Annotated in this window: 21 protein-coding genes and 2 pseudogenes; 3 read left to right on the top strand and 20 right to left on the bottom strand. The window is 71.2% G+C overall.

The features are described 5' to 3' along the window. Positions 1-50: 50 nt before the first annotated feature. Complete coding sequence (locus AOQ37_RS40750; RefSeq protein ID WP_199824932.1) at positions 51-2330, bottom strand: hypothetical protein; 2280 nt, start codon at positions 2328-2330, stop codon at positions 51-53. A gap of 245 nt (positions 2331-2575) precedes the next feature. After that, positions 2576-3319, bottom strand: coding sequence for a hypothetical protein (locus AOQ37_RS03525; protein ID WP_062640956.1), 744 nt, complete (start codon positions 3317-3319; stop codon positions 2576-2578). A gap of 438 nt (positions 3320-3757) precedes the next feature. Here AOQ37_RS03525 and AOQ37_RS03520 point away from each other — a divergent pair, with 438 nt between their 5' ends. The 3 genes from AOQ37_RS03520 (at position 3758) to AOQ37_RS03515 (ending at position 6142) form a co-directional block, all read left to right on the top strand. Continuing rightward, positions 3758-5284 carry a hypothetical protein gene (locus AOQ37_RS03520; RefSeq protein ID WP_062640954.1) on the top strand — a complete coding sequence of 509 codons (1527 nt, stop codon included), beginning with the start codon at positions 3758-3760 and terminating at the stop codon, positions 5282-5284. 123 nt (positions 5285-5407) lie between these two features. Beyond that, positions 5408-5638, top strand: a complete 231-nt coding sequence (locus AOQ37_RS40285; protein ID WP_063781101.1) for a DUF8825 domain-containing protein — start codon at positions 5408-5410, stop codon at positions 5636-5638. Further along, positions 5639-6142, top strand: coding sequence for a DUF6233 domain-containing protein (locus AOQ37_RS03515; protein ID WP_159401289.1), 504 nt, complete (start codon positions 5639-5641; stop codon positions 6140-6142). A 111-nt stretch (positions 6143-6253) separates the two neighbouring features. Here the strand turns inward: AOQ37_RS03515 and AOQ37_RS03510 are convergent, their stop codons facing one another. The 18 genes and pseudogenes from AOQ37_RS03510 to AOQ37_RS03435 form a co-directional block, all read right to left on the bottom strand. Next, on the bottom strand, positions 6254-7270 hold the full coding sequence (locus tag AOQ37_RS03510; protein WP_062640950.1) for a SpaA isopeptide-forming pilin-related protein: 1017 nt from the start codon (positions 7268-7270) through the stop codon (positions 6254-6256). Positions 7271-7307: 37 nt separating this feature from the next. Then, the gene (locus AOQ37_RS38270; RefSeq protein WP_234436805.1) at positions 7308-7871 is read right to left on the bottom strand and encodes a DUF317 domain-containing protein; all 564 of its coding nucleotides are present in this window, start codon (positions 7869-7871) and stop codon (positions 7308-7310) included. Beyond that, positions 7817-8092 (bottom strand): annotated as a pseudogene (locus AOQ37_RS41050) (DUF317 domain-containing protein); the annotation flags it as partial. The gene AOQ37_RS38270 and the pseudogene AOQ37_RS41050, both read right to left, overlap by 55 nt. Positions 8093-8151: 59 nt before the next feature. Further along, complete coding sequence (locus tag AOQ37_RS03505) at positions 8152-8640, bottom strand: hypothetical protein (protein WP_062640948.1); 489 nt, start codon at positions 8638-8640, stop codon at positions 8152-8154. A gap of 29 nt (positions 8641-8669) precedes the next feature. Beyond that, positions 8670-9530 (bottom strand): SPDY domain-containing protein, encoded by an 861-nt coding sequence (locus AOQ37_RS03500; RefSeq protein ID WP_062640947.1) that lies wholly within the window; start codon positions 9528-9530, stop codon positions 8670-8672. A gap of 46 nt (positions 9531-9576) precedes the next feature. Then, on the bottom strand, positions 9577-10233 hold the full coding sequence (locus AOQ37_RS03495) for an HAD family hydrolase (protein WP_062640945.1): 657 nt from the start codon (positions 10231-10233) through the stop codon (positions 9577-9579). After that, positions 10230-11393: an MFS transporter gene (locus AOQ37_RS03490; protein ID WP_062640942.1), complete on the bottom strand. Its 1164-nt coding sequence runs from the start codon at positions 11391-11393 to the stop codon at positions 10230-10232. The genes AOQ37_RS03495 and AOQ37_RS03490 overlap by 4 nt, the downstream gene beginning before the upstream one ends. Next, a complete protein-coding gene (locus tag AOQ37_RS03485) occupies positions 11390-12643 on the bottom strand; it encodes an ATP-grasp domain-containing protein (protein WP_234436777.1) in 1254 nt (417 codons plus the stop codon). Before AOQ37_RS03485 ends, AOQ37_RS03490 begins: the two co-directional genes overlap by 4 nt. 55 nt (positions 12644-12698) lie before the next feature. Further along, positions 12699-13015: pseudogene (locus AOQ37_RS03480) on the bottom strand (hypothetical protein). 32 nt (positions 13016-13047) lie between these two features. Then, positions 13048-14283 (bottom strand): MFS transporter, encoded by a 1236-nt coding sequence (locus tag AOQ37_RS03475; protein WP_062640939.1) that lies wholly within the window; start codon positions 14281-14283, stop codon positions 13048-13050. Further along, a complete protein-coding gene (locus tag AOQ37_RS03470; RefSeq protein WP_062640937.1) occupies positions 14280-14798 on the bottom strand; it encodes a hypothetical protein in 519 nt (172 codons plus the stop codon). Before AOQ37_RS03470 ends, AOQ37_RS03475 begins: the two co-directional genes overlap by 4 nt. Further along, positions 14795-15637, bottom strand: coding sequence for a winged helix-turn-helix transcriptional regulator (locus AOQ37_RS03465; RefSeq protein WP_062640935.1), 843 nt, complete (start codon positions 15635-15637; stop codon positions 14795-14797). Before AOQ37_RS03465 ends, AOQ37_RS03470 begins: the two co-directional genes overlap by 4 nt. Before the next feature lie 41 nt (positions 15638-15678). Next, positions 15679-16092: a hypothetical protein gene (locus tag AOQ37_RS03460; protein WP_062640933.1), complete on the bottom strand. Its 414-nt coding sequence runs from the start codon at positions 16090-16092 to the stop codon at positions 15679-15681. A 9-nt stretch (positions 16093-16101) separates the two neighbouring features. Further along, on the bottom strand, positions 16102-16545 hold the full coding sequence (locus AOQ37_RS03455; RefSeq protein ID WP_062640931.1) for a hypothetical protein: 444 nt from the start codon (positions 16543-16545) through the stop codon (positions 16102-16104). Next, positions 16542-17015, bottom strand: coding sequence for a hypothetical protein (locus AOQ37_RS03450; RefSeq protein ID WP_062640929.1), 474 nt, complete (start codon positions 17013-17015; stop codon positions 16542-16544). The genes AOQ37_RS03455 and AOQ37_RS03450 overlap by 4 nt, the downstream gene beginning before the upstream one ends. 99 nt (positions 17016-17114) lie before the next feature. After that, positions 17115-17438, bottom strand: a complete 324-nt coding sequence (locus tag AOQ37_RS03445) for an SH3 domain-containing protein (protein WP_062640927.1) — start codon at positions 17436-17438, stop codon at positions 17115-17117. Between the two features lie 181 nt (positions 17439-17619). After that, a complete protein-coding gene (locus tag AOQ37_RS03440; RefSeq protein ID WP_062640925.1) occupies positions 17620-18369 on the bottom strand; it encodes a hypothetical protein in 750 nt (249 codons plus the stop codon). A 17-nt stretch (positions 18370-18386) separates the two neighbouring features. Further along, the gene (locus AOQ37_RS03435; RefSeq protein WP_062640923.1) at positions 18387-19085 is read right to left on the bottom strand and encodes a hypothetical protein; all 699 of its coding nucleotides are present in this window, start codon (positions 19083-19085) and stop codon (positions 18387-18389) included. Positions 19086-19087 lie beyond the last annotated feature (2 nt).

Below are 19087 nucleotides of genomic sequence, written 5' to 3'. Positions count from 1 at the left end.
GAGAGTGGAGTGGCCCTGCGGGGGCGTCCGATGCGCCTATCCACACTTGGTCACTCGGGGCGGCCCTGCTCGTCCGGCGGCGGAACAGGCAGCGGCCAGTACGCCGTGTCTCGCTTGCCCTCCAGCGCGGCGAGCAGGACGTCCTCGGACAGTTGCAGGGCCGGGGCGCAGCGCAGGAGCTGGGAGGGTGTGACGGGGGCACCGTCGAGCCAGGCCGTGACCAGGGGTTCGGGGAGGATGGCTTCCTCGGCGAGCTGGGCGCTGCTCATGCCAAGGTGGCGGGTGCGGTGGCGCAGCAGGCCGGCTGTGGTGAGGTCCCGTGCGAGTTCGCGCAGGCGAGCGGGCAGCACGTCGTAGAGGTGGTGGTCCAGGGGCGCGGTGGTCGGGCCGCCTCGAAGGAAGTCCATGGCGGTCTGCCCGTAGTTGGCCAGGATGTACTTGGCGCCGTCCTCAAGGAGGTCGACGGCCCACTCGCGTGCCTCGCGGTCCGTGCGGTCGGCGCTCAGGCGCCAGGTGCGGGTGTAACCCTGAAGGCAGAGGTCGGGGTCGACGAGCAGCAGCCCGGTCTTGACGGCGCTGGCGCGGGGGTTGAGCGGCCAGATGTTGAAGGGCACCACGGTGTCGGTGTCAAAGAGGCGAGTAAGTAGACGGTCCAGACTTGCGGCCATCGCGATGGCGCAGGGCTCGTCGAAGAATCGGCGCTGGGCCAGGCCGGTGAAGTGCTCGAACTCGTCGCGGAGCCCGTCGGGCAGCACGGTGGCCGTGTCCGCCTCGGCGGACGGGATGGTGAGCTTGGCCAGGGCCGGGGTGCTGGCGAAGAAGACGTCGGGATTCGCTTCGGCGAGGCGTGCGCGGTGCTGGTCGGTCAGGGGGCGAGGAAGGCGGGGGCGGATGTTACCGAAGGGGTCGAACCAGGCGCGGGGGCGCAGGTCTCCGGTGCCGAGTTGCTGGCTTGCCGGGTGGTCGGGGTCAGAGGCGACGCCGGCGAGGGCCTGGTCGTAGTGGAACAGGACGTCTTCGTCCTGCAAGAAGGCTTCCCGCCAATGGTCGAAGGTGCGGTGGCGGACGATGAACTGGCCGCCAGCTGGCAGGCCCACGGCGTGGGCGTATTCATCGTCCTCGTCAAGGTAGTCCAGGACCGTCCGGGCCTCGGACAGGATCAGATGGAACGCGAGTTCCTCGGCGGTGCAGGTGGGCAGCGGGGCACGTCCGCAGCGCAGGTCATCGGCCAGGTTCTCCACGGCCCGCACCATGGCCAGGCGCCAGGCGGCGGACTGGCCGTCGCACAGCGGCGGCAGCTGGAGGAGGAAGGACTCCTCCAGCTCCCAGGCATCCTCCTCCGCGTCGGGGCGTGCGAAGACCCGGTCGCCGTGTGCGAGCAGGTCATGCCAGCCACGCTCGCCCACCTTCTCGGCGGCCACCGTCAGCAGCCTGGCCGCCAGCGGAGTCAGCGTGTCCGCCATCGTCCGCACCCGAGGGCGCAGGACATCGCTCTCTGCCGCCTCCCATGGGTCGAAGTCATCGCCCAGGCCCAGCAGGTGCGCTGCCCGCTCGGTGCTGGCCAGTCCCGATGGTGCAGGGCTCTGCTCCGGAGTTTCGGACCAGCCCGGGTGGCCTCGCTCGGCGTCGCGGGGGCGGGTGATGCTGTAAGGGGAGAACCAGTAGGCGGGAGCGTCCCAGCCGCCCTCGGGCTCCGGAACCGCGTCGGCCTCCTCGGCATCGTCCGCTGTCTCCTCGGCGGCGACAGGCGGTTGGGCCTCGGGGATGGTGTACTTCGCGTCCTCGATGACGAACGCCCAGGCTTCTTCCTCGAAGTACGGTGCCCGGTAGGAGGATTCGCCCGTGTCCGAGGGGATGGGCACGCCGAGCACGGTCAGTTCCTCGTCGTCGGCGGCACACATCCGGGGCGCTGCATCCAGCATGGTCGTAAGGGCCCAGGTCTCGACCTGGCAGCGCGGTAGCGGGGCGCGCCCCGCCGCGAGGTCGTCGGCCAGGTCCCAGAAGGCTCGCGCCACATCCCGGCGGAAGGCGTGGCCCTGGCCGTCGCACGTCTCGGGCAGCAGGTTCAGCACCGTGGCAGCGGCGTCTTTCTCGCCGCGGTCGAAGGGGCGGTCGGCGTAGTCGCCAGCGTCGCGGTAGGCGCAGACGGCCAGCATGCGGCCGGCCGCCATCAGCAGCCCGGCCTCGAACGGCCGGAGATACTCGTCAAGCTCGCCGTCGGGCAGCTCGTCGAAGAACTCGGCCTCTTCGGTGTAAGCGCCGAAGGGGCCATCTGCCGTGATGCCCATCTGTCGTCCGTCCTGCCGCTCGCCCTGAGGTAGTGCGGACAAGTCTCGCAGGGCAGCAGCATGGACCGCGCTGGTACGGCAGGACTCCACCCGTACGGGACGGCGCCTGGGAACTTCCTCGGAGATGGCCACCAGCACAGGAGCTTCACGCATTCCCGTCAGGCTGAAGCGGCGTTTCACCACAACACGCTGCACCCCTTCTGAGGTACAGAAAGGTCCACGCAGGGTCCACGAGCTCGGCTCTGGTGTGCCGTCGTTGCCGTACTTCAGCTGCCGAACCGTGGCCATCAGCCCCACCCATCAAGGTTCCGTTGAAGTCTGGAGAGCTCTTCCCCGGCCTTGGCTTCCGCCCGTTCCTGTGTGGTCCAGAAAGAGGCCCTGCGGATTTCGGCGGCTCTCTTGTTGATCCATTCTCGTTCGCCCTCTCGCTGGCCATCCATCGAGCCCGCAGTGGCGCAGCACGTCTGACCGAATCCGGAGACACATCCTTCCTCTGATGCACGGACGTCCCCGAACTTCGAGGTCAACTCCAAGAAGACTCGTCGGGCCGCGGCGTACTCGGGCTGTTCCTCGCATGGGCCCGTGTGACGCGAGAGCGGGCCGACATCCATCATCTGGCGGTCGTGTTCGGGTACTTCGGCGGCAAGGGCCCGGTCGATGGCCTGAGAACGTCCGTCGCCCACCTCATTCGTGACCCACCATTCAGGATCGGTGAGTCGGTTCAGGGCCTCCCGCATGCCGGGCGGGATCTGGCTGCCCCACCGTTTGGCCACCAGTGCGGCCCTGATCTGTTCCGCCTTGTAGCCGGTCTGTTCGGTGCCGCCGGTCATCGCGGGCAGCCCGTTCCGCGCGGTCCTGGTCCTTGCCGCCCCGCTCCAGGTCTGCCCGGTGCCGCTGGCCCCCGGCCTGGACCCGGGCTCAGCGCGCGTCGCGTTCCTCTCGGCCAACGCGGCGTCGATCCTGTTCCTGTTGTCGATCCACCACCTGGCGGAGGTTAGGCGCCCGAGCAGTGCCCAAGAGGACTCGTCCATCGTCGTCCGCCAGGAACCACCCCAACGTGCACGGAGGTATCGGTCCCGTATGTCTTCAGCCCACGATCGCTGCCGTGGGCTTCCAGTGCTGATGGAAGGAAGTGAAGTGAACCGCTGCTGATCACTCACGACTCGTCCGTCCTGTCGTGCCTGGGTTAGTCCCGACATCTTGGCAAGGGGTTCTGCGCTCCCGCTATCCCCGGATACGGGCTGACGCAGTGCTGGGGACGGCGTCGCGGCAGTAGCGCTGCTCCGTTGCCCGGCACGGCCCGATGTCAAACGACTCGGTGGGATGACGGCGCACAACTGCCGAGTCCACGCCTCCCGCGAGCCGGGAAATCGGCACCGCAGATCGGCCGGATCACTCCCCTCGCGTATCAGTTGAAGGCCCTATCCCCGGCGCTGGGAGCGGTCCAGGCCCGTGCCAGAGTGATCCGCATGATCCCTGCACACGTCCCCGACGAGCCGCCGCTCACCTATGCCGACAGCTTCGACATACCGGTCCTGTTCCGTGACGGGCCTGCGGACAAGCCCAGGAGGCAGTGGCGGACGGCCAAGCACGAGACGTGGGCCGGATCGGGCGGGTTCCCAGCGACTAACGGCTGGTACGCACCGACCACCACGTGGCGGGAGATCATCAAGGCAGCCACCGAGGTCGGCCGCGACGTCACCCCGCACCTGCAGAACCAGCCGCGGTACGCGCACGGAGAACTCGTCGCCCGGGTCTCTCCGCTGTACGCCTACCTCGGCGCACACCCCGTCAAGCCCCGCCACCCCGTACCGGGCAGCAAGGGCCGGCGCCTGACCCTGAACCCTGTGTACGAGTACGGCACCGAGCGCAGCGCGCAGAACGCCGCCGCCTACCGGCTGGGCATGACGATGACCGAGTGGGCCTGCCGCTCGCTGCTGGGTCTCGGCCAGACGGAGCACCTCGAACTCGGCGGCCCCATCCCCGCCCTGAGCGAAACGTTCAAGGACCCGAAGAAGACACTGCCCGACCTGTGGGGGCGCCACGAGACGGAGGACCGGTACTGGCTGATCGAGGCCAAGGGCGGCAACGTCGGCGTCGACACGCTCCGCAAAGGGTGGGCACAACTGGCAGCCGGCAGCACGATCCTCGGCTCGTACGCGCACCGCACCGTCCTGGTCGGAGCGGCCGTGCGGCCCGGAGACGACCTCTTCCTTACCATCGACCACGACCTTCACCCCGGCCAGCCGCCGATCACGCCAGGCGGGTCCGACGCCGTCGAAGACGAAATGTTGGGCCCGGGCAATCTCGAAGACCATCTCGGCGACAGCGACGACGCGCTCATCGGCGCGGCCCGCGCCCAGATGCTCGCCTACCTGGCGCTGCGCTCGGCTCCCGCCTCGCAGTTGCGCACCGTGCCCGTTCCAGCCGACCGCGCTTCCCGTCACCGGCGCTCCGGGCTGACCACGCCCCTGGAAGACGACGACCTCACTCTCGCCATGCGGGCCGACGCCCGCGGAGCAGCTCCCCACACCGAGCAGCACGCCCTGCGCGCCGGGATCCGCTCCATGGGCCTCGATGACTTCCTCACCTGCCGTATCCCCGGAACCGAGGTCCACCTCGGCATGTCCCGGAAGCTATTTGCCGCCTGCGAGCGCCTCCACGAGGAAGACCTCGCCATCGCCCGGCGTACCCCAGGGCTGCGCGCCGAGGACCAGCCGGCCGTCGTCCAAGATCTCAGCGACGCAGCTCAGGAAGAACAGCGACTCACCCAGCGCCGCATCTTCCGCGAGCAGCAGGAGGAAGCCCGTCCACGGCTTCGCCCCCTGCTCCGCGACGCCTACGAGCGGGGGGCGACGAGCGACTGGAGTGACCTGCTGCGCCGTCCCCAGGAGCCGGAACTCGACCTGGAGGGCGACGAGGGGCTTCTCGAAGCGGCGACGCCGGAGACGTACCTGGCTGTCAGCCGCTATGACCTGCCCCCAGCGCGCCCCTAGTCGCCCTGCCCGGAGCCACCGGCCCGCGCCGAGGGCGAAGCCAGAGGGGAGCCCGCCGCTCCTGCAGTCGCCCTCTAGCTGCAGGGATGCGCCATAAATCGAACACATGATGCAATAGTTGGTATGCGTTGCTCTGCTTTTCCCGAGGATCTGGTTGCCGCGCAGTGCGCCTGGGAGCGGACGTACCAAAGCCTTGCTGATCCGGCCAACCGGCAGCGGACGACAGTCCTGCGGCGGCGTCTGCTGGAGCTGTCGGTTCAGGTGTGGTGGCACCCCTACTGGCGGCAGGCCGGGACCGGGCAGCGGGCAGCGCTGCGCTCCTCGGCGCGGGAGCTGGGATCCGGGGCCGGGTAGGTGACCAGCCCGCACGGTGGCCGCCGGACGGCCAGATCCTTTCCGGCCGAGATAGCGCTGACGCTTCCTGACGGGCAGACCGTGCAGGTCCGGCTCCACGAGCGGCGGGAGGTACCCGGTCCGCACCCGTGGCGTTACCTCGTGGGCGTCCCGTCCTGGGTCGCGCGCCCGGACGGGGTCGAGGCGGCCGAGTACACGGTCTGGGTGACCGATCGGCAGCTGACGCCCATCGAGGGGGTGGATCTCTCCGGCGTGCCGACCCACCGTCTGCCCGGCCCTCTGCCACGGGCGGCCCCCGGTTGGGTGGTCCGTCCCGCGCCCGAGCGCCGGGGCCGGACCGTTGTGCACGACGCCACGTGCCGTCACGCTGCGGGCGGCGGGACGGAACTGGGCACGCTGGAGGCCGTGGACGCGCTGATGCGGGACGGGGCGCGTGCCTGCACCGACTGCGACGCGGCGGCTGTGCTCGTCCCGGCGCTCGAACTCGGCCAGGGGCACGGATAGCAGCGGGCCCGCCGCTGACGCCGAAGCATGACCAGCGGATCGGCGTAGAGAGACGCGAACAGGCCCCCGGGAGTGCGTCTCGGGGGCCTGATGGCGGTGGTTACTCTTCGGTTAGCTGGCCGTGCCGCTGTCGTCGGGCTCGGACCCGTCCGCTGTACGACGGCGGGCGACGACCAGGGTGACGACGCCGCCGGCGACGAGGAGGCCAGCGCCTGCGGCGATCCACGGTGTGGCGTCGGCACCGGTGTGGGCGAGGGAGCCCGCCGACGTCTTCGGCGTGGAGTCGCCGGCCGGGGTGGACGAGGAGTCGGCATCCGGTGTGCTGGTGCCCGGCGCGGACGGCTTGGCCCCGCCGGTCCCGCTGCTCGGCTTGTCTGACGGGGCGGACGGGGAGTTGGTGGGCTTGTGCGTCGGCTTGTCCGACGGGTCGGGCTTCGGGTCGGTCGCGGTCTTCGCGTTGGTGACGGTCACTGTCACTGGGGCGCCGGGGCCTGCGGTGAACGTCTTGGACGGCTTGTAGAGGTCGTACCCGGCTGGGGCCTTGATCTCCTTGACCCAGAACTGCGTCTTCCGGCTCGTCACTGGTAGCTCTCCGGAAGCCGTGCCCTTGGCTCCGGTGGTCAGGGTGAGCAGCGTCGAGATGCCGGTGCCGATGTTCACCGTCGCCCCGGGCAGGAGCTTGCCGGTCTTGTCGTCCTTGGCCTGCAGGAGAACCTTGGCTGCCTTGAACGGGTCGGTGACCGTCAGCCGTGTGGTCGCGCCCGGGGGGACGATGACGTCCTGGTCGGCGACGACCTCGTGGAGCGGACTGCCGGACGCCGTCTCCTTGAGCCGGTAGACGCCCGGCGCGAGGTCGAGGAAGGTCAGCTTCCCCTGTGCGTCGGTCTTCCCGCGTCCGGCTTCTTCGCCGACAGAGTCGAGCAGCAGGAACGCGGCGCCGGGGAGCGCCTCGCCAGCCGTGTCCTTGGTGGTGATCTCGACGCTGCCCGCGTCCAGAGTCGGCGTCTCGGCGGTGGCGGCGGCCGAGGGGGTCGGCTCGGAGGACTGGGCGCTCGCGGCCGGCGCCCAGGTGAGGGTGCCGGTCACCGCGACGGCGACGGCGGCGGATCGGACGAAATGTGCGTGCACGAGGAGGAGGACTCCTTGGATCAGAGGGTGGGGAAGGTCATCGGGTTCGGCCAGCGACCGGGGCGGGAGGCGGCGGGGCGACAGGTGTGTTGCCGTGAGGCTGCATGGGTGTAGTCGTGGCGATGTAGAGGGCGCGGCGGGTGTGGACGGGGACCTCTTGCACGGTGCGGTGCAGTGGCTCGGTGGAGATGAGCGAGGCGGTGAAGGCCGCGACGAGCGTGGTGGGCGTGCCGAACGAGAGGCGTGCCGTCCAGTGCGGTTCGCTGGGGTATCCGCCCCAGGATCGCCAGGCCGGCCCCCGCTGGAGCCGCTGGTGGCGTATCGGTGGCGGACGCCGCCGAGTCCTTCCGGGGTGAGGAAGGTCTGTGTGCCGTCGGTCTTGACGTCGTGGCTCCAGCCGCGGGTGAGCAGCGGCGCGTACGCCTCGTGCGGCGCCGTCTCGTCCTGGAACAGCCGGTCCTGGTCGCTGTGCCGGTCTTCGAGGTAGAGGTCGAGCAGTGCGGTGTGGACGTCGTGGAGCAGCTCGACGGGGGTGGTGGCGTCGAAGGTGATCCGCCAGGCTGGCGGGGTGAACGGGGCCCGGTGCGCGATGATGGTCCACGTGCCCTTGGGCTTGTCGGGCTGGGGGTCGTAGGTGGTCTGCAGTCGCAGGCACGGGCTGAAAGCGGCGGCCGTGCCTTCGTCGGTCTGGGCGAACGGCCAGCCCTCGTCGAAGGGGAAGGCCCAAGCGCTGCGAGGGTCGACGGCGCCGGGCCCGGCAAGGTGGCGGGGAAGGACCTGCACGGTGTGGGCCGGGTCGAGGTTTTCAAAGGGGTGGGTCATCACAGGCAGGGCTCCTGCTGGAGAGTGCGGGACGCCGGGGCTGGCAGTGTGGGCGCGGCTCAGCGGGCGCGGGCGCCGCTGCGGGTGACCGGCACCGCGGGAGACGTGTGCGCGGTCCGGCCTGCGGCGCGGCTCGGCATGGACGCGGTCCAGGCGCCGGGGAACCAGACGGCGGTGTACTGCTCGATGGCGTCGCGCAGCCCGGTGGTGACGGCCCCGTCCCACGGGGGCCGACCAGGGCGGTGGTACCTGTCGAAGGTGCCGTACTGCTTGCTGTTCGGCCGGGTGTTGGTGGCTTCGTCGCGGCGGTGGAAGGTTCCGTGATCCACGAAGCTGAGCGCCACCGCGTCGATCTCGCCGCGTTCCGGGTGGACGATCGCCGCACGCAACCCGCCGTAGGTGTCCGCGTGGATGGTGCGGGTGAAATCGATGCGCAGCCGCAGCGGTGCGCCGGGGACGGGGGCGGCGAAGTAGGTGTTGCCCACGACGGTGCTGTCGTGGAAGGGGAGGCACAGCTCTGCGAAGAACTCGGGTGCCTGCAGGGACAAGAGGGGCTCCGGTAGGGGTCGGGCTGGTCCTACCGGCGTGGACTGGGCAGAGCCGGTCGGCTGGTGGTGCTCCAGCGCGGAACGCTGGCCGCGGGGTGCGCGGCCGGGCGGCGGGACGCGACGGCCCGCTGCACGTCGAGCGGGGTGGGGGCCAGCGGTTCGGGCGGAAGGATCGGGGTGAGCTGGGCCATGCCCTTCATGTAGCTGAAGGTCTCCTCGCGCCACCGGGGCAGTGGAGCCGGATCGGCAACGCTCCGGGTGACCGCGGTGAGCAGAGCGACGGGAGTGTCGGTGCTGGCTGTCGCGTACCAGACAGGCCGGTCGATGGAGTTCCCGGCCCACAACTGCCACCGGGCGTCGCGTGTGGTCAGCTCGGTTTCCGGATCGAGGTCGCCGGTGGTGAACTCCAGGCCGGCGAGCCCGTCCGGGGACTGGACCGCGAAGACGCCCCAGCGCGGGCGGTCGATCTCCCAGCTCTGTTTCAGGAGGGGCACGACAGCCAGAAAGGGATCGTGTTCGTCGACCCCGGCGACCGGCCTGGCGAGGTAGGCGTCCGGGCCACGCTCGTACGCCTCGGCGAGTGCGGTGGTGAAGGCGCGGACGAACTCGGTGGGGACGCGGTCGTTGAAACAGACGCCCCACGCCGGCGGGCCGAACGAGTCCTTGTAGGCGTTGATACGCCACAGCCCGTCGTCCTCACCCTCGGGCAGGTAGCCCAGGCGAACGCGCCGGTCGGGAGCGCTCAGGTACACGTTGGAGTCCTCGTCGTACCGGAGGTCCCAGCCGAGGTCGAGCAGCGGGGCAAGGGCGGGGTCGCCGGTCCCGGTGGTGGAGGCGAGATGGCGCGGGGAGATGTAGACGTCGCCGTCGATCTCTTTGGTGTCGGGCACGAAAGTCCAGGGGGTCGGGGCGGTGGTGGGTGGCGCGGCATGAGTGTCAGGCACAGAGGTTGTTGACCGGGGCGGGCAGCAACTGCTCTTCCAGATCTGTGGGTTGGCCGGTGTAGTGCAGGGTGCGCAGGCCCAGTTCGGCGGCGGCCCGGCAGTTGTCTTCGCGGTCGTCGACGAACAGCACACGTGCTGGGTCGGCGATGCCGGTGGCGGCCAGGGCGTGTTCGTACGCGGCCGGGTCGGGCTTGCACCGGCCCATGCGGGCGGAGTACAGGGCGTCGTCCATCAGCTCGCGCCGCCAGACGGTGGCGTCCAGGACGTCGCTCAGGAAGTGCGGGGCGTTGGAGAGCAGCACCGTGGGCAGCCGCCTTGCGGCCCGGGCGCGGTACAGGATGTCGAGGACGCGCGGGTCGGTGCGGGTCCACATGGCGGTGTCGGCATCGCGCAGGGTGCGCAGCCACCGCGGGCCGGGGTGGTGTCCGAGCACCTTGGCCCAGTAGGCCAGATCGCTCAGTTCCCCTGCGTCGTATGCGTTGCGGGGAGCCCAGAAGGCGTCCTGGAACGAGGGGAGATGTCGGTCGGGCCACTCGGCGAGGTCGGCGAGACGGGTCCACATGGCAGGCGTGGGTTGCAGGCCCGGAACCCCGTTGTAGTCGAGGATCGCCGCGTCCACGCCGGTCGGGGAGACAGATGTGCGGGTCAAGGGGTGAGTTTCTCCAAGGCTTTGGGGGCGAGGGCGGCGACTGCGCCAGCGAGGAGGGCGGGCAGCAGTAGCGCAATCGGCAGAGCGGTGACGGTGGCGAGGGCACCGATCAGGGCGGGGCCGGCGAGCAGGCCGACGTAGCCGGTAACCGCGACGGTGGCGACCGCGCGGGGACCGCCGACGCCGGCGGCGGTGATCAGGCTGGGGATCGTGACGGACAGTCCCAGGCCGAAGGCCGTCCATCCGAGCAGGGCGAAGGCGGTGGTGGAGCCGGGCAGTCCGGTGGTGAGGCCGAGCGCGGCCAGCGCGGCACCAGTGCGGACGACGGCGAGAGCGCCGAAGCGGGCGGTGAGCCGGTCTCCGGCGAGACGGCCTGCGGCCATGGCGGCGCTGTAGAAGCCGTACGCCGCAGCACTGGTCGCGGCCGTCGCACCGAGATCATGCAGGTGGACAGCCGCCCAGTCGGCAGCAGCTCCTTCACCCAGCAGCGTGGCAGCAGCAAGCGCCCCCAGCAGCCACAATCGGCGCCGGGACAACCCCCTCTGCCCGTCCGAGCCCAGTGCAGCACCGTGGTGGACGGGCTCGAGTGCAGGGCTGGCGACGGTGCGGGTGAGCCGCGTGGTCGCGCCTGCCGCCGCAGCGGCGCAAGCTGCCACCGCGGCAAACAGAACGGTGTGTGAGGTGTGAGCGGTGGCCGCGGCCAGCGCGGCACCTATGAGGGCGCCGAGGCTGTAACTCGCGTGCAGCCGGCCCATGATGGGGCGGCCGTGGGCGTCCTGGCAGCGGACCGCCGCGGCATTGACTGCGACGTCAAGGACGCCGTGCGCGACGCCGAAGACGAACGCCGCCGCCAGGAGGCTCTCCAGACTGCGGCAGACCCCGAGGACGGCAAGGCAGGCGGCGAGGGCAATGGCACCGCCGGTCAGCAGCACGGGCAGAGAGGCCGGGCGGGCGAGGCGTCCGCCCGCCTGGAGCCCGGCGACCATGCCGAGGGCGGCAGCCAGCAGGACCAGGGCAAGTCCGGCGGTACTCACCGCGGCGGCGTTCTGAACTGCGGGCATGCGCGCGCCCCAGACGGCCATCACCACACCCAGGCCGGCGAAGTACCCGATCAGCAGGCGGCGGCTGCGCACCAGCTCGGGCGCTGCGGTCTTCCTCACGCGGCGTGCTCCCCGGTAGTCAGGGCCGCCGGCGGGACCGGGGCAACCTGGACGTCGAGGTTGCGGTACGCCTCCTGGGCGCGGGCTTCGGCGAGGGCGGCGGTCAGCCCGGTGGTGATCAGGAAGCCGATACGGGCGGTGTACAGATCGCCGCCGTCCTGTGGTAGTACGAGCGGGTCGCCGGTCTGTCGCTGGAAGCGCACGCGCTCCACTCCCCCGACGTGTTGCCTCAGGCGGCGGGCGGTGAGGGTGCCGGTGTAGGCGGGGTAGATGAAGCGGATCGCCGCCCCCTGGTGGCGGGTGGGCGTCAGGTCGGGGGTACGTCCGCAGGCGATGTCGGCGGCGGCCCGGGCGAGGTCGACGCCGGTGGCCAGGTGGACGAGGTGGCCGATCATGTCGCCGCCAAGGCGTGCGTTGACCTCGATCAGCCGGGGCCGTCCGCCGACCAGGCGTATCTCGACGTGCTGCACGCCGTCTGTGATTCCCAGGGCCTTGATGGCAGCAGCGGCGGTCGGTGCGACCTTTGCGAGGAGCCGATCGGCGGCGTCGACGGTGTGCCCGGTCTCGTCGAAGTAGGGCGCGGGGCCCAGGTTCTTGCGGGTCACGGCGACGGCGGTGGTGGCCCCGCGGTGGGTGACGCATTCGACGGAGACCTCCGGTCCGTCGAGGTACTCCTCGACCAGGACGCCGCTGTCCTCGCGGCTCCGGCTTGCGCCGGCCGAGGCGAACTCGAAGGCTGCGGGCAGCTCTTCGGGCCGGTCGATGCGGATCACGCCGATGCTGCCGGCCGCTGCGGCGGGCTTGATGACGGCGGGGAAGCCGAGGGTCCTCGTCGCCAGTTCAGCCTCCCGCAGGGTCCGGGCCTTCATCGACGCGGCCGACGGCACTCCGTGGCGGGCGAACAGAGTCCGGGCGGTGGCCTTGTTGCGGCAGGCCCGCATCACCTCGACGGAGTTCGCGGCCAGACCGAGCGCGCGGGCGAGGCGGGCGGTGGGGATGAGGTTCCATTCGTCCCAGGTGACGACGCCGGCAAGGTCGTGTCGCTGCGCCAGAGCCCGGCTGGCGGAGAGGAGTGCGGTGGTGTCGTTCAGATCGGCGACGGCGTGGTCGACGATGTGCGGCTTCTCCCATGACGGCTCGGCGCCGGTCAGCAGGACGATGTCGTACGCGGCGGCCACCTGCTCAAGGCAGTAGCCGCGATCCGCCTCATCGCCCGGAGAGACGACGAGTACGAGGGGGCGAGCGGACAAGAAGGGGTTCTCCGAGTCGGTAGGCGGCAGGACGAGGGAAGAGAAAGGGGGTGTCTCAGGCGGCACGGCGGCGGCGCAGCTCGAACACGCTGGCCCAGTGAGGGTGGTCGTCGATCAGGCGGCGGGCGTAGAGGGCGGTGAAGTTGTTGTTCAGCCCGGCGACGCCGTAAGGGAGCTGGCGGCGCAGGTCTTCGAAGAGATCCTTCAAGCTGACCCGTGTGGCGCCGGCGGCCAAGCGGCGGGCGGCCACGCGGCGGCGGCCACGCGTTCCAGAGCGCGGTAGACGTGTGGGTGGTGCGCGTCGAAGCCCTGGAACTGCTCGGTGATGGTGCGACCGCTCGCGCGGTTCGTCCCGAGGACGGCGGTAGGCATCAGGTTCTCCACAGGCTGGGGGCGCAGCAGGGTCAGGTGCGCAGGGCGGGATCGGTGCGCAGGCGGGCGAAGGCGCAGAACAGGCCGAGGGCCTGCAGGGCGGCGCACGCGGTAATGACGTGGCCCAGCGCGTCGGGCGAGGTGAGCGCGGTGAGCACGCCCGCGACGGGGAAGGGCAGCAGCAGGATGAGGATGGTCGCCGACAGGGTGCTGCCGAACTTCTCCGGAGGGATCAGGCGGGAGCGCAGGGTGCGCAGGACCACCGTCATGCCGCCCTCGGCCGCCATGAGTACCGCGACCAGGACCAGGTAGGACAGGTAGTCGGGGGCCTGGGCGGCGGCGAGACAGGCGAGCGAGGCGAGGGCCGCGCAGGCTGCGCCGACCGGCCACAGGCCCAGGCGGTCGAGCGCGAACCGGCAGATGGTGACGGCCAAGAGGGTGGCCGCCGCGGCGGCGGACCAGACCAGGCCGACGGCAGTGGTGGACTGCCCGAAGTGCTTAACAACGATCACCGGACCAGCCGCTTGGAGAAGCCCGATGGCCAGGTTGGACAGGGTCAGCCCGGTCACGAGCCAGCCGAGCGCGGGAAGAGCGCGGATGGTGCGCCACCCGGTAAGGAGTCCGGCGCCGGACCGCGCCTTCGGCGCGCGGGCCGGGGCGACGGGCGAGGGGGGTGTACGCAGGGCGAGCAGCGCGGCGAGAAGCGAGAGCACGGTGATCACCGCGAGCATCGGCGGCGGACCGGCGAGCAGGAGTACCCCTGCGAGGGCTGGGCCGGCCAGGGTCGCGGTCTGGTCGATGCCGAGCAGGACGGCCTGGACGCGGTGGGCCCGCCTTCCCGCTCGGCGGCCGGCGGCAGCGCCCGCCGTCTCGGCCGCGATGTAACTGAACTCGGTGAGCACGCCGGTGGTCGCCGCGAGCACCATCACGGTCGCGCTCGCCACGGTGCCGGACGGGTGGAGGTGGAGCAGGACCGCGCCGGCGGCGAGGGCCAGCGCGCGTCCCAGGGAGGCGAGGTGGAAGACGACGGCCGCCCCGCGCCGGTCGACGATCGATCCGGCCCACCCGAACGCCGCCAGCCGCGGGATCCACTCCAGGGCGAACGCGGCCCCCGTTAGCGCGGCGGAGCGCGTGGTCGCCAGGACCAGCAGCGGAATGCCGTAGGTGGACATCGCGAACGCGAGAGCGTCCGCCGTGCGCGGCAGGTAGATGCTGCGCATCAGCCCGGCGGTGTGGCGTGCATGCCGGGGCATGACAGCAGCGCTCACACGACCGGCTCGGGCTCGGACACACGGGTGACCTGCGGGTTGTCGACCAGCCACTGGATCAGGAGAGCGCGGGGACGGGCAAGGTCCGCCTCGGACTCGTCGCTGGGCAGCCGCGCGGCGGACGGCCGCGGGAGGCCGTCGGCGCGCCCGGCCGCGAGCGAAGGAGCCACGAGGTCGAGGACGTGGCGGATGCGACTGCTGAACTCGCAGACCGGTGCCGGGAAGGCGTGGCGTCGAGCCCAGCGCGCAGCCGCGTCGTACAGGTCGGCCAACTCCGAACCCGAATCGGTGAGTTCCAGGCCAGCGCCGGGCGCGGTCCGGACGAGACCGTGGGCGCGGGCCGCTTCAGCAGCGCGGCGCAGTTGGTGCAAGGAGAGGTCGGGGAGGGTGCCGGCCAGCCGTCGCGGCGGTATCGCCCCGTTGTCGTCGATCTCGGTGACCAAGCGGATCAAGGAACGCGAAGCCAGCAGCTCGACCGCGTTGCGTACTTCGGCAGAGGTGAAAAAGGTAGTCATCGGCGCGGACCTCCCACCGGGACGGCCGCCTGCGGGCGGGCGGGCGTGGCGTGCGAGAAGAGATCGCGGTTGTGCCACGCCGGAGAGGACTCACCCGTCCGGGCCTGCGGGAGGGTTGTGGGGGCTGGCCGGGACTGGCTGCTGACCCACGTCCTCGGCGCGGGCTTCGCCTGCGGGTGCCCCCAGACCGGGTGCTGGGCCGCCTGGTTGAGGGGCTGCCCGGCAGACCACGCGGACAGGGCGCCGAGAACGGGGCCCAGGCCGTCGCCCGCCGCGGACAGCCGGTAGGGCCGGCCGATGCCCTCGGTGTCGACCAGGCCGTCGGCGACGAGTTGCCGCAGCGGCGGGTACACGTTGGTCCAGTCGCTGCTGGGCATCACGATCCTGGCCAGGGCCCGCCCGCTGACCTCCTGGCGGGACTTGAGCACCCACAGGATGGCGGCGGCGTGCCGCCGGGTGAGCAGGGTGAGGCTGTCCTCGATCTGCTCGATCGCGGGCAGCGGGCGGTCCGCCTTCTCCAGATGGTCCTCGGCCCAGGTGACGATCATCGGCAGCACCGGCAGCAGGGCGGCACCACGCTCGGTGTGGCCGTAGGTCACATGCCGTGCGGTGTGTTCGGTGCGCTCGACAAGACCGGCGTCGCACAGCGACTTGAGCTTGGGGTGGAGCTGGCCGTTCTGCAGCCAGGACACCTTGGCCGCCAGCTCGCTGTAACGCACGGGCGGGCCGGAGAGTGCCAGCAGGATCCGGACGTTCCAGCGCGGGGTGATCATGGCGAGGGCCTCGGTGACCCGGGCAATGTCGGCGTCGGTGTCGGGAGGCAGAGCGGTGATGGCCAAGGGAGGAACTCCTGGGTGAATGAAGGGGGATCGCCTGCGGGTCAGCGGCTGTGCGCCGTGCTCTGGGCCGGAAGAGGCGGAGCCGGAACGGGCAGCGAGGGAGTCGGCGGGGACGGCGCTGGGGCCGGGACGCGGGCCAGGCTCTGCAAAACGGCGGCGACCGACTTGGCCTGGACATCGCGGACTGCGACGGCCTCGGCGAGCCGGCGGGAGCCGTCGAGAAGGTGGGAGACCTCGTGCTGGCCGATCTGCCGCTCGGGGTGGATGAGCCGGGCGAGGTAGTCGCGGTGGAAGTCGATGCTGCGCTCGGCGAGAGCGAGGTCGTCGTACATGCCGAGCAGGGCGGAGAGCATGCCGGGCGGCTGGTCCTGAGCGTGGGCTTCGAGGTCGGCGAGCGGCGCGCCGTACAGGTCCTCGATCCGTCCGGCGATCTCGGTGGACGTGAGGTGGGGCAAGCGGGGCTTTCAGGGTCGGCGGGCCCGGGCTGCCCCGGCACGCTGGGGTGCCGGGGCGGCGGGCGGGGGCAGGGTTGCGGTGGCCCTGAGCTGCGTCGTGCGGACGGGACGGGGCCGCTGGTCGGGCGGAGGCATGGTGCGCAGCAGTTCGCCGAGGGCGGCGCGGTAGCCGTCGCGGGCGTCGAGCGCCGCCTCCAGCCACTGCGCGTCGAAGCGGAGCTTGTCCGCCGACAGCTCGCCCATGTCGCGGTCCGGATCCATGTCCGCGTGCACGCGGTCGCGGACGCGGGCGACCTGCTCCTCGGTCAGAGCCAGGAATGAGCGCAACTCCAGGGCACGGGCGAGGGCGGGCGAGGCATCGTGGCCGACAGCCGCCTCGTACAGCTCGGGAACCGGGTTCCCGAAGACCTTCTGCAGGTCGCCGTCCATGGTGCTGGCCTTGACCCGGCTCAACGGACGGGCCTTCCCGCCCGCCACGCCGACGCCGGCGCGGGTGTACCCGCGGGTCGGTTTGGAGCGCTGGTCTGCACCGCGGGCCCGGTTCGGGGGCGAAGGCGGGCGAGCCGTTCGGCGGCGAGGTCCTTCTTGCCCGGAGCGTCCGGGTCGAGGAGCCACCGCACGACCAGGGCCCGGCCGTCGCGTGCGGTGACGGCCGCGTTCACGCGGTGGGCGAGGCCCATCGTCGGGTCGTCGACCTCGCTGGGCTGGGTTTCCAGCGCGGCGAGGAGGTCGTCCTCCGCGCGGTCGAGCACGGACTGGGCCTGGACGAGAAGGCCGTGCCACTTGACGACGTCGGTGGCGTCAGGGTTCGCGGTCGGCGCGGCGGCGACCGCGGCCTTCAACTGGTCCATGTCCATGGCGAAGCGCGCTTCGATCCGTTCGGTGAGCACGCCCACGACGTCCTCGGATATGCCGTCGGGCAAAAGAGAAACTCCTGTTCTGGAAAGACCGGTGCCTGGGGGAATGCGAGGGGCGGCCGTGCCCGGCGGCTCAGTCGCTTACGGGCACCTGCTGAATGCCTGTCAGTCCAGGCACATGCGGGTGTCGCGGTAGACGTACGTGCCGGAGACCCAGCCCTTGACGCCGGTCGACTTGTCCGTGATGTAGAGCCAGTTGCCGCTCTTCTTGTGGACGGTGAACTTGTGGCTCTTGTAGAGCACTCCGACCGCGGTGGACTTCGTGGTGGCCTTGGACCGGATGGTCACTGCCGACGCGTGGACCTTGTACGGCAGCGGCGGGAGGTCCGGGCAGGGCGTAACAATGCTCGTGGCCGTCGACGCGGCAGCGGCGGGGGCCGCACTCGCGGGCGTAGTGGACAGCATCGGCAGAGCGAGTGTTCCGAGCATCGCCGCGGATATGGCAATTCGGGTGGAGCGCATGCGGAAGAAACCTCCGTGAAGGCATAGGGATTGTGTGGAAGGGCGCCGCGGGAGTTGTCCCGGCGGCTGTATAAGAGTCCGGAGAATCGCCGGTTTGGCTAACCGGCGATCGTCGGCTATGTTTCGCCGCCCGCGTCGGCCTTGGCGCTCAGCGCGAGCGGCCGGGCGGGCGCGGAGCAGGGGCCTTCGGCACACCGGCCGGGCGGCTGGCTGCGGTTGCCGGGCGGACCGGCGGCAGAGGGCCGGCCTCTCCGGTAAGCCGGTCGTCGCACCACTGCAGGGCCTCGCCCACCGTGTCGAAGCCGCCCTCGCGCAAGGTGTGCGTCCACGCGTCGGTGTCGACCTCCTCGACCACGACGCGGAACGGGCTGGGGGCTCGCTCGTCCAGGGCGCGCAAGGCCACGACGGTGACCATGTCGTCCGGGTCGTCGCAGGTGTAGGAGTAGCCCATGGCGTAGTGGTCGCCGTCGCCCGCGAGGCGTCGCTCCAGCGCACGAGTCGCCTCGTCCGCCGGCGGTGGGCCCAGCTCGGCGTTGAGGCCGATGGAGTCGTGAGGGCACCCGCGGTGGATGAGCCAGGACTGCGCCATCGCGGGCAGCGGCAGCAGGGCCTGCTCGAAGTCGAACGTCTCCTTCTCCTGGTCCCGCTTCAGGTGAACGGCGACGTAGTGCGGCATGCCGGGGTGCCCGAGGGTGGCGGTGCGGTCGAAGAGGACGTAGTAGCTGTGCGCGCCGTTGGGGGTGTGGTGTTCGGCGAGGGGGACGAGCATGTCCTCGCGGACGGCGACCTGGCGGTAGAAGTCGAGGTACATCTCCTCGTCGGCATCGAAGTCGTCCAATTCGAAGTCGACTTGGGGGATGGACTTCCGAGCCGGCGCCGGTTCGGTGGGAGCCAACAAGGGCCTTTCGATGGAGTTCAGCGGCGCTGCGCCGGGGTGGACGGCGATGTGCCGGGTCGAGCCGGGACCTTCGGCGCCTGGGTCGTGGGGGTGCGTCGGGCGGCGAACAGCGCGGTACGTCCGGCGTCGGTGAGTGAGACCGGCTGGCCGGCGTGCACGGGGTGGTCGGTATCCCGGACGACCAGGCCAGCGTCCTCCAGCCACTGCAGCTTGGCGTGAGGGATGCGGGTGCCGGAGGCGGCTGTGACGGACATCCGGCCGGTCAGCAGGTGTTCGTAGAGCTTGGCGCCGCCGGCGATGGCGAGCAGCGCCGCCTGGTCGTCCGTCGAGAGCGGCTTCGCGTCGGGTGCCAAGGCCGCTGCGGCGGCCTCGATGGGCTCCAGGGCGGCGAGCACCTTCCCGGCGGCGGCGTCCCGCGCGTCGGTGGCCTCCTCCAGCTGGTCCACGGTGCGGTCGATGCGCGTGAACAGGGCGTCATCGACGTCGAACTCGCCGCTGGACAGGCGGTTGAGGAGGCGGAGGTAGAAGGCGACGCCGGTCTGGGACTTGGCCAACTCCCGGTGCCGGTCGACCAGGTGGGCGTGAGGCTCGTCGAGGACGCCGCGGTCACGGTAGGCCCACAGGGTGTCGATGTCGTGGCCGGTGACGGCTTCGATGCGATGGTCGAGCGGGGAGACCGCACGCCGGGCTGGCGTCGGCGCGGGTTCAGGGGGCATAG

It is taken from the genome of Streptomyces maremycinicus (assembly GCF_001184025.1).
GTDB lineage: Bacteria > Actinomycetota > Actinomycetes > Streptomycetales > Streptomycetaceae > Streptomyces > Streptomyces maremycinicus.
This window is presented reverse-complemented; position numbering and strand designations above follow the sequence as displayed.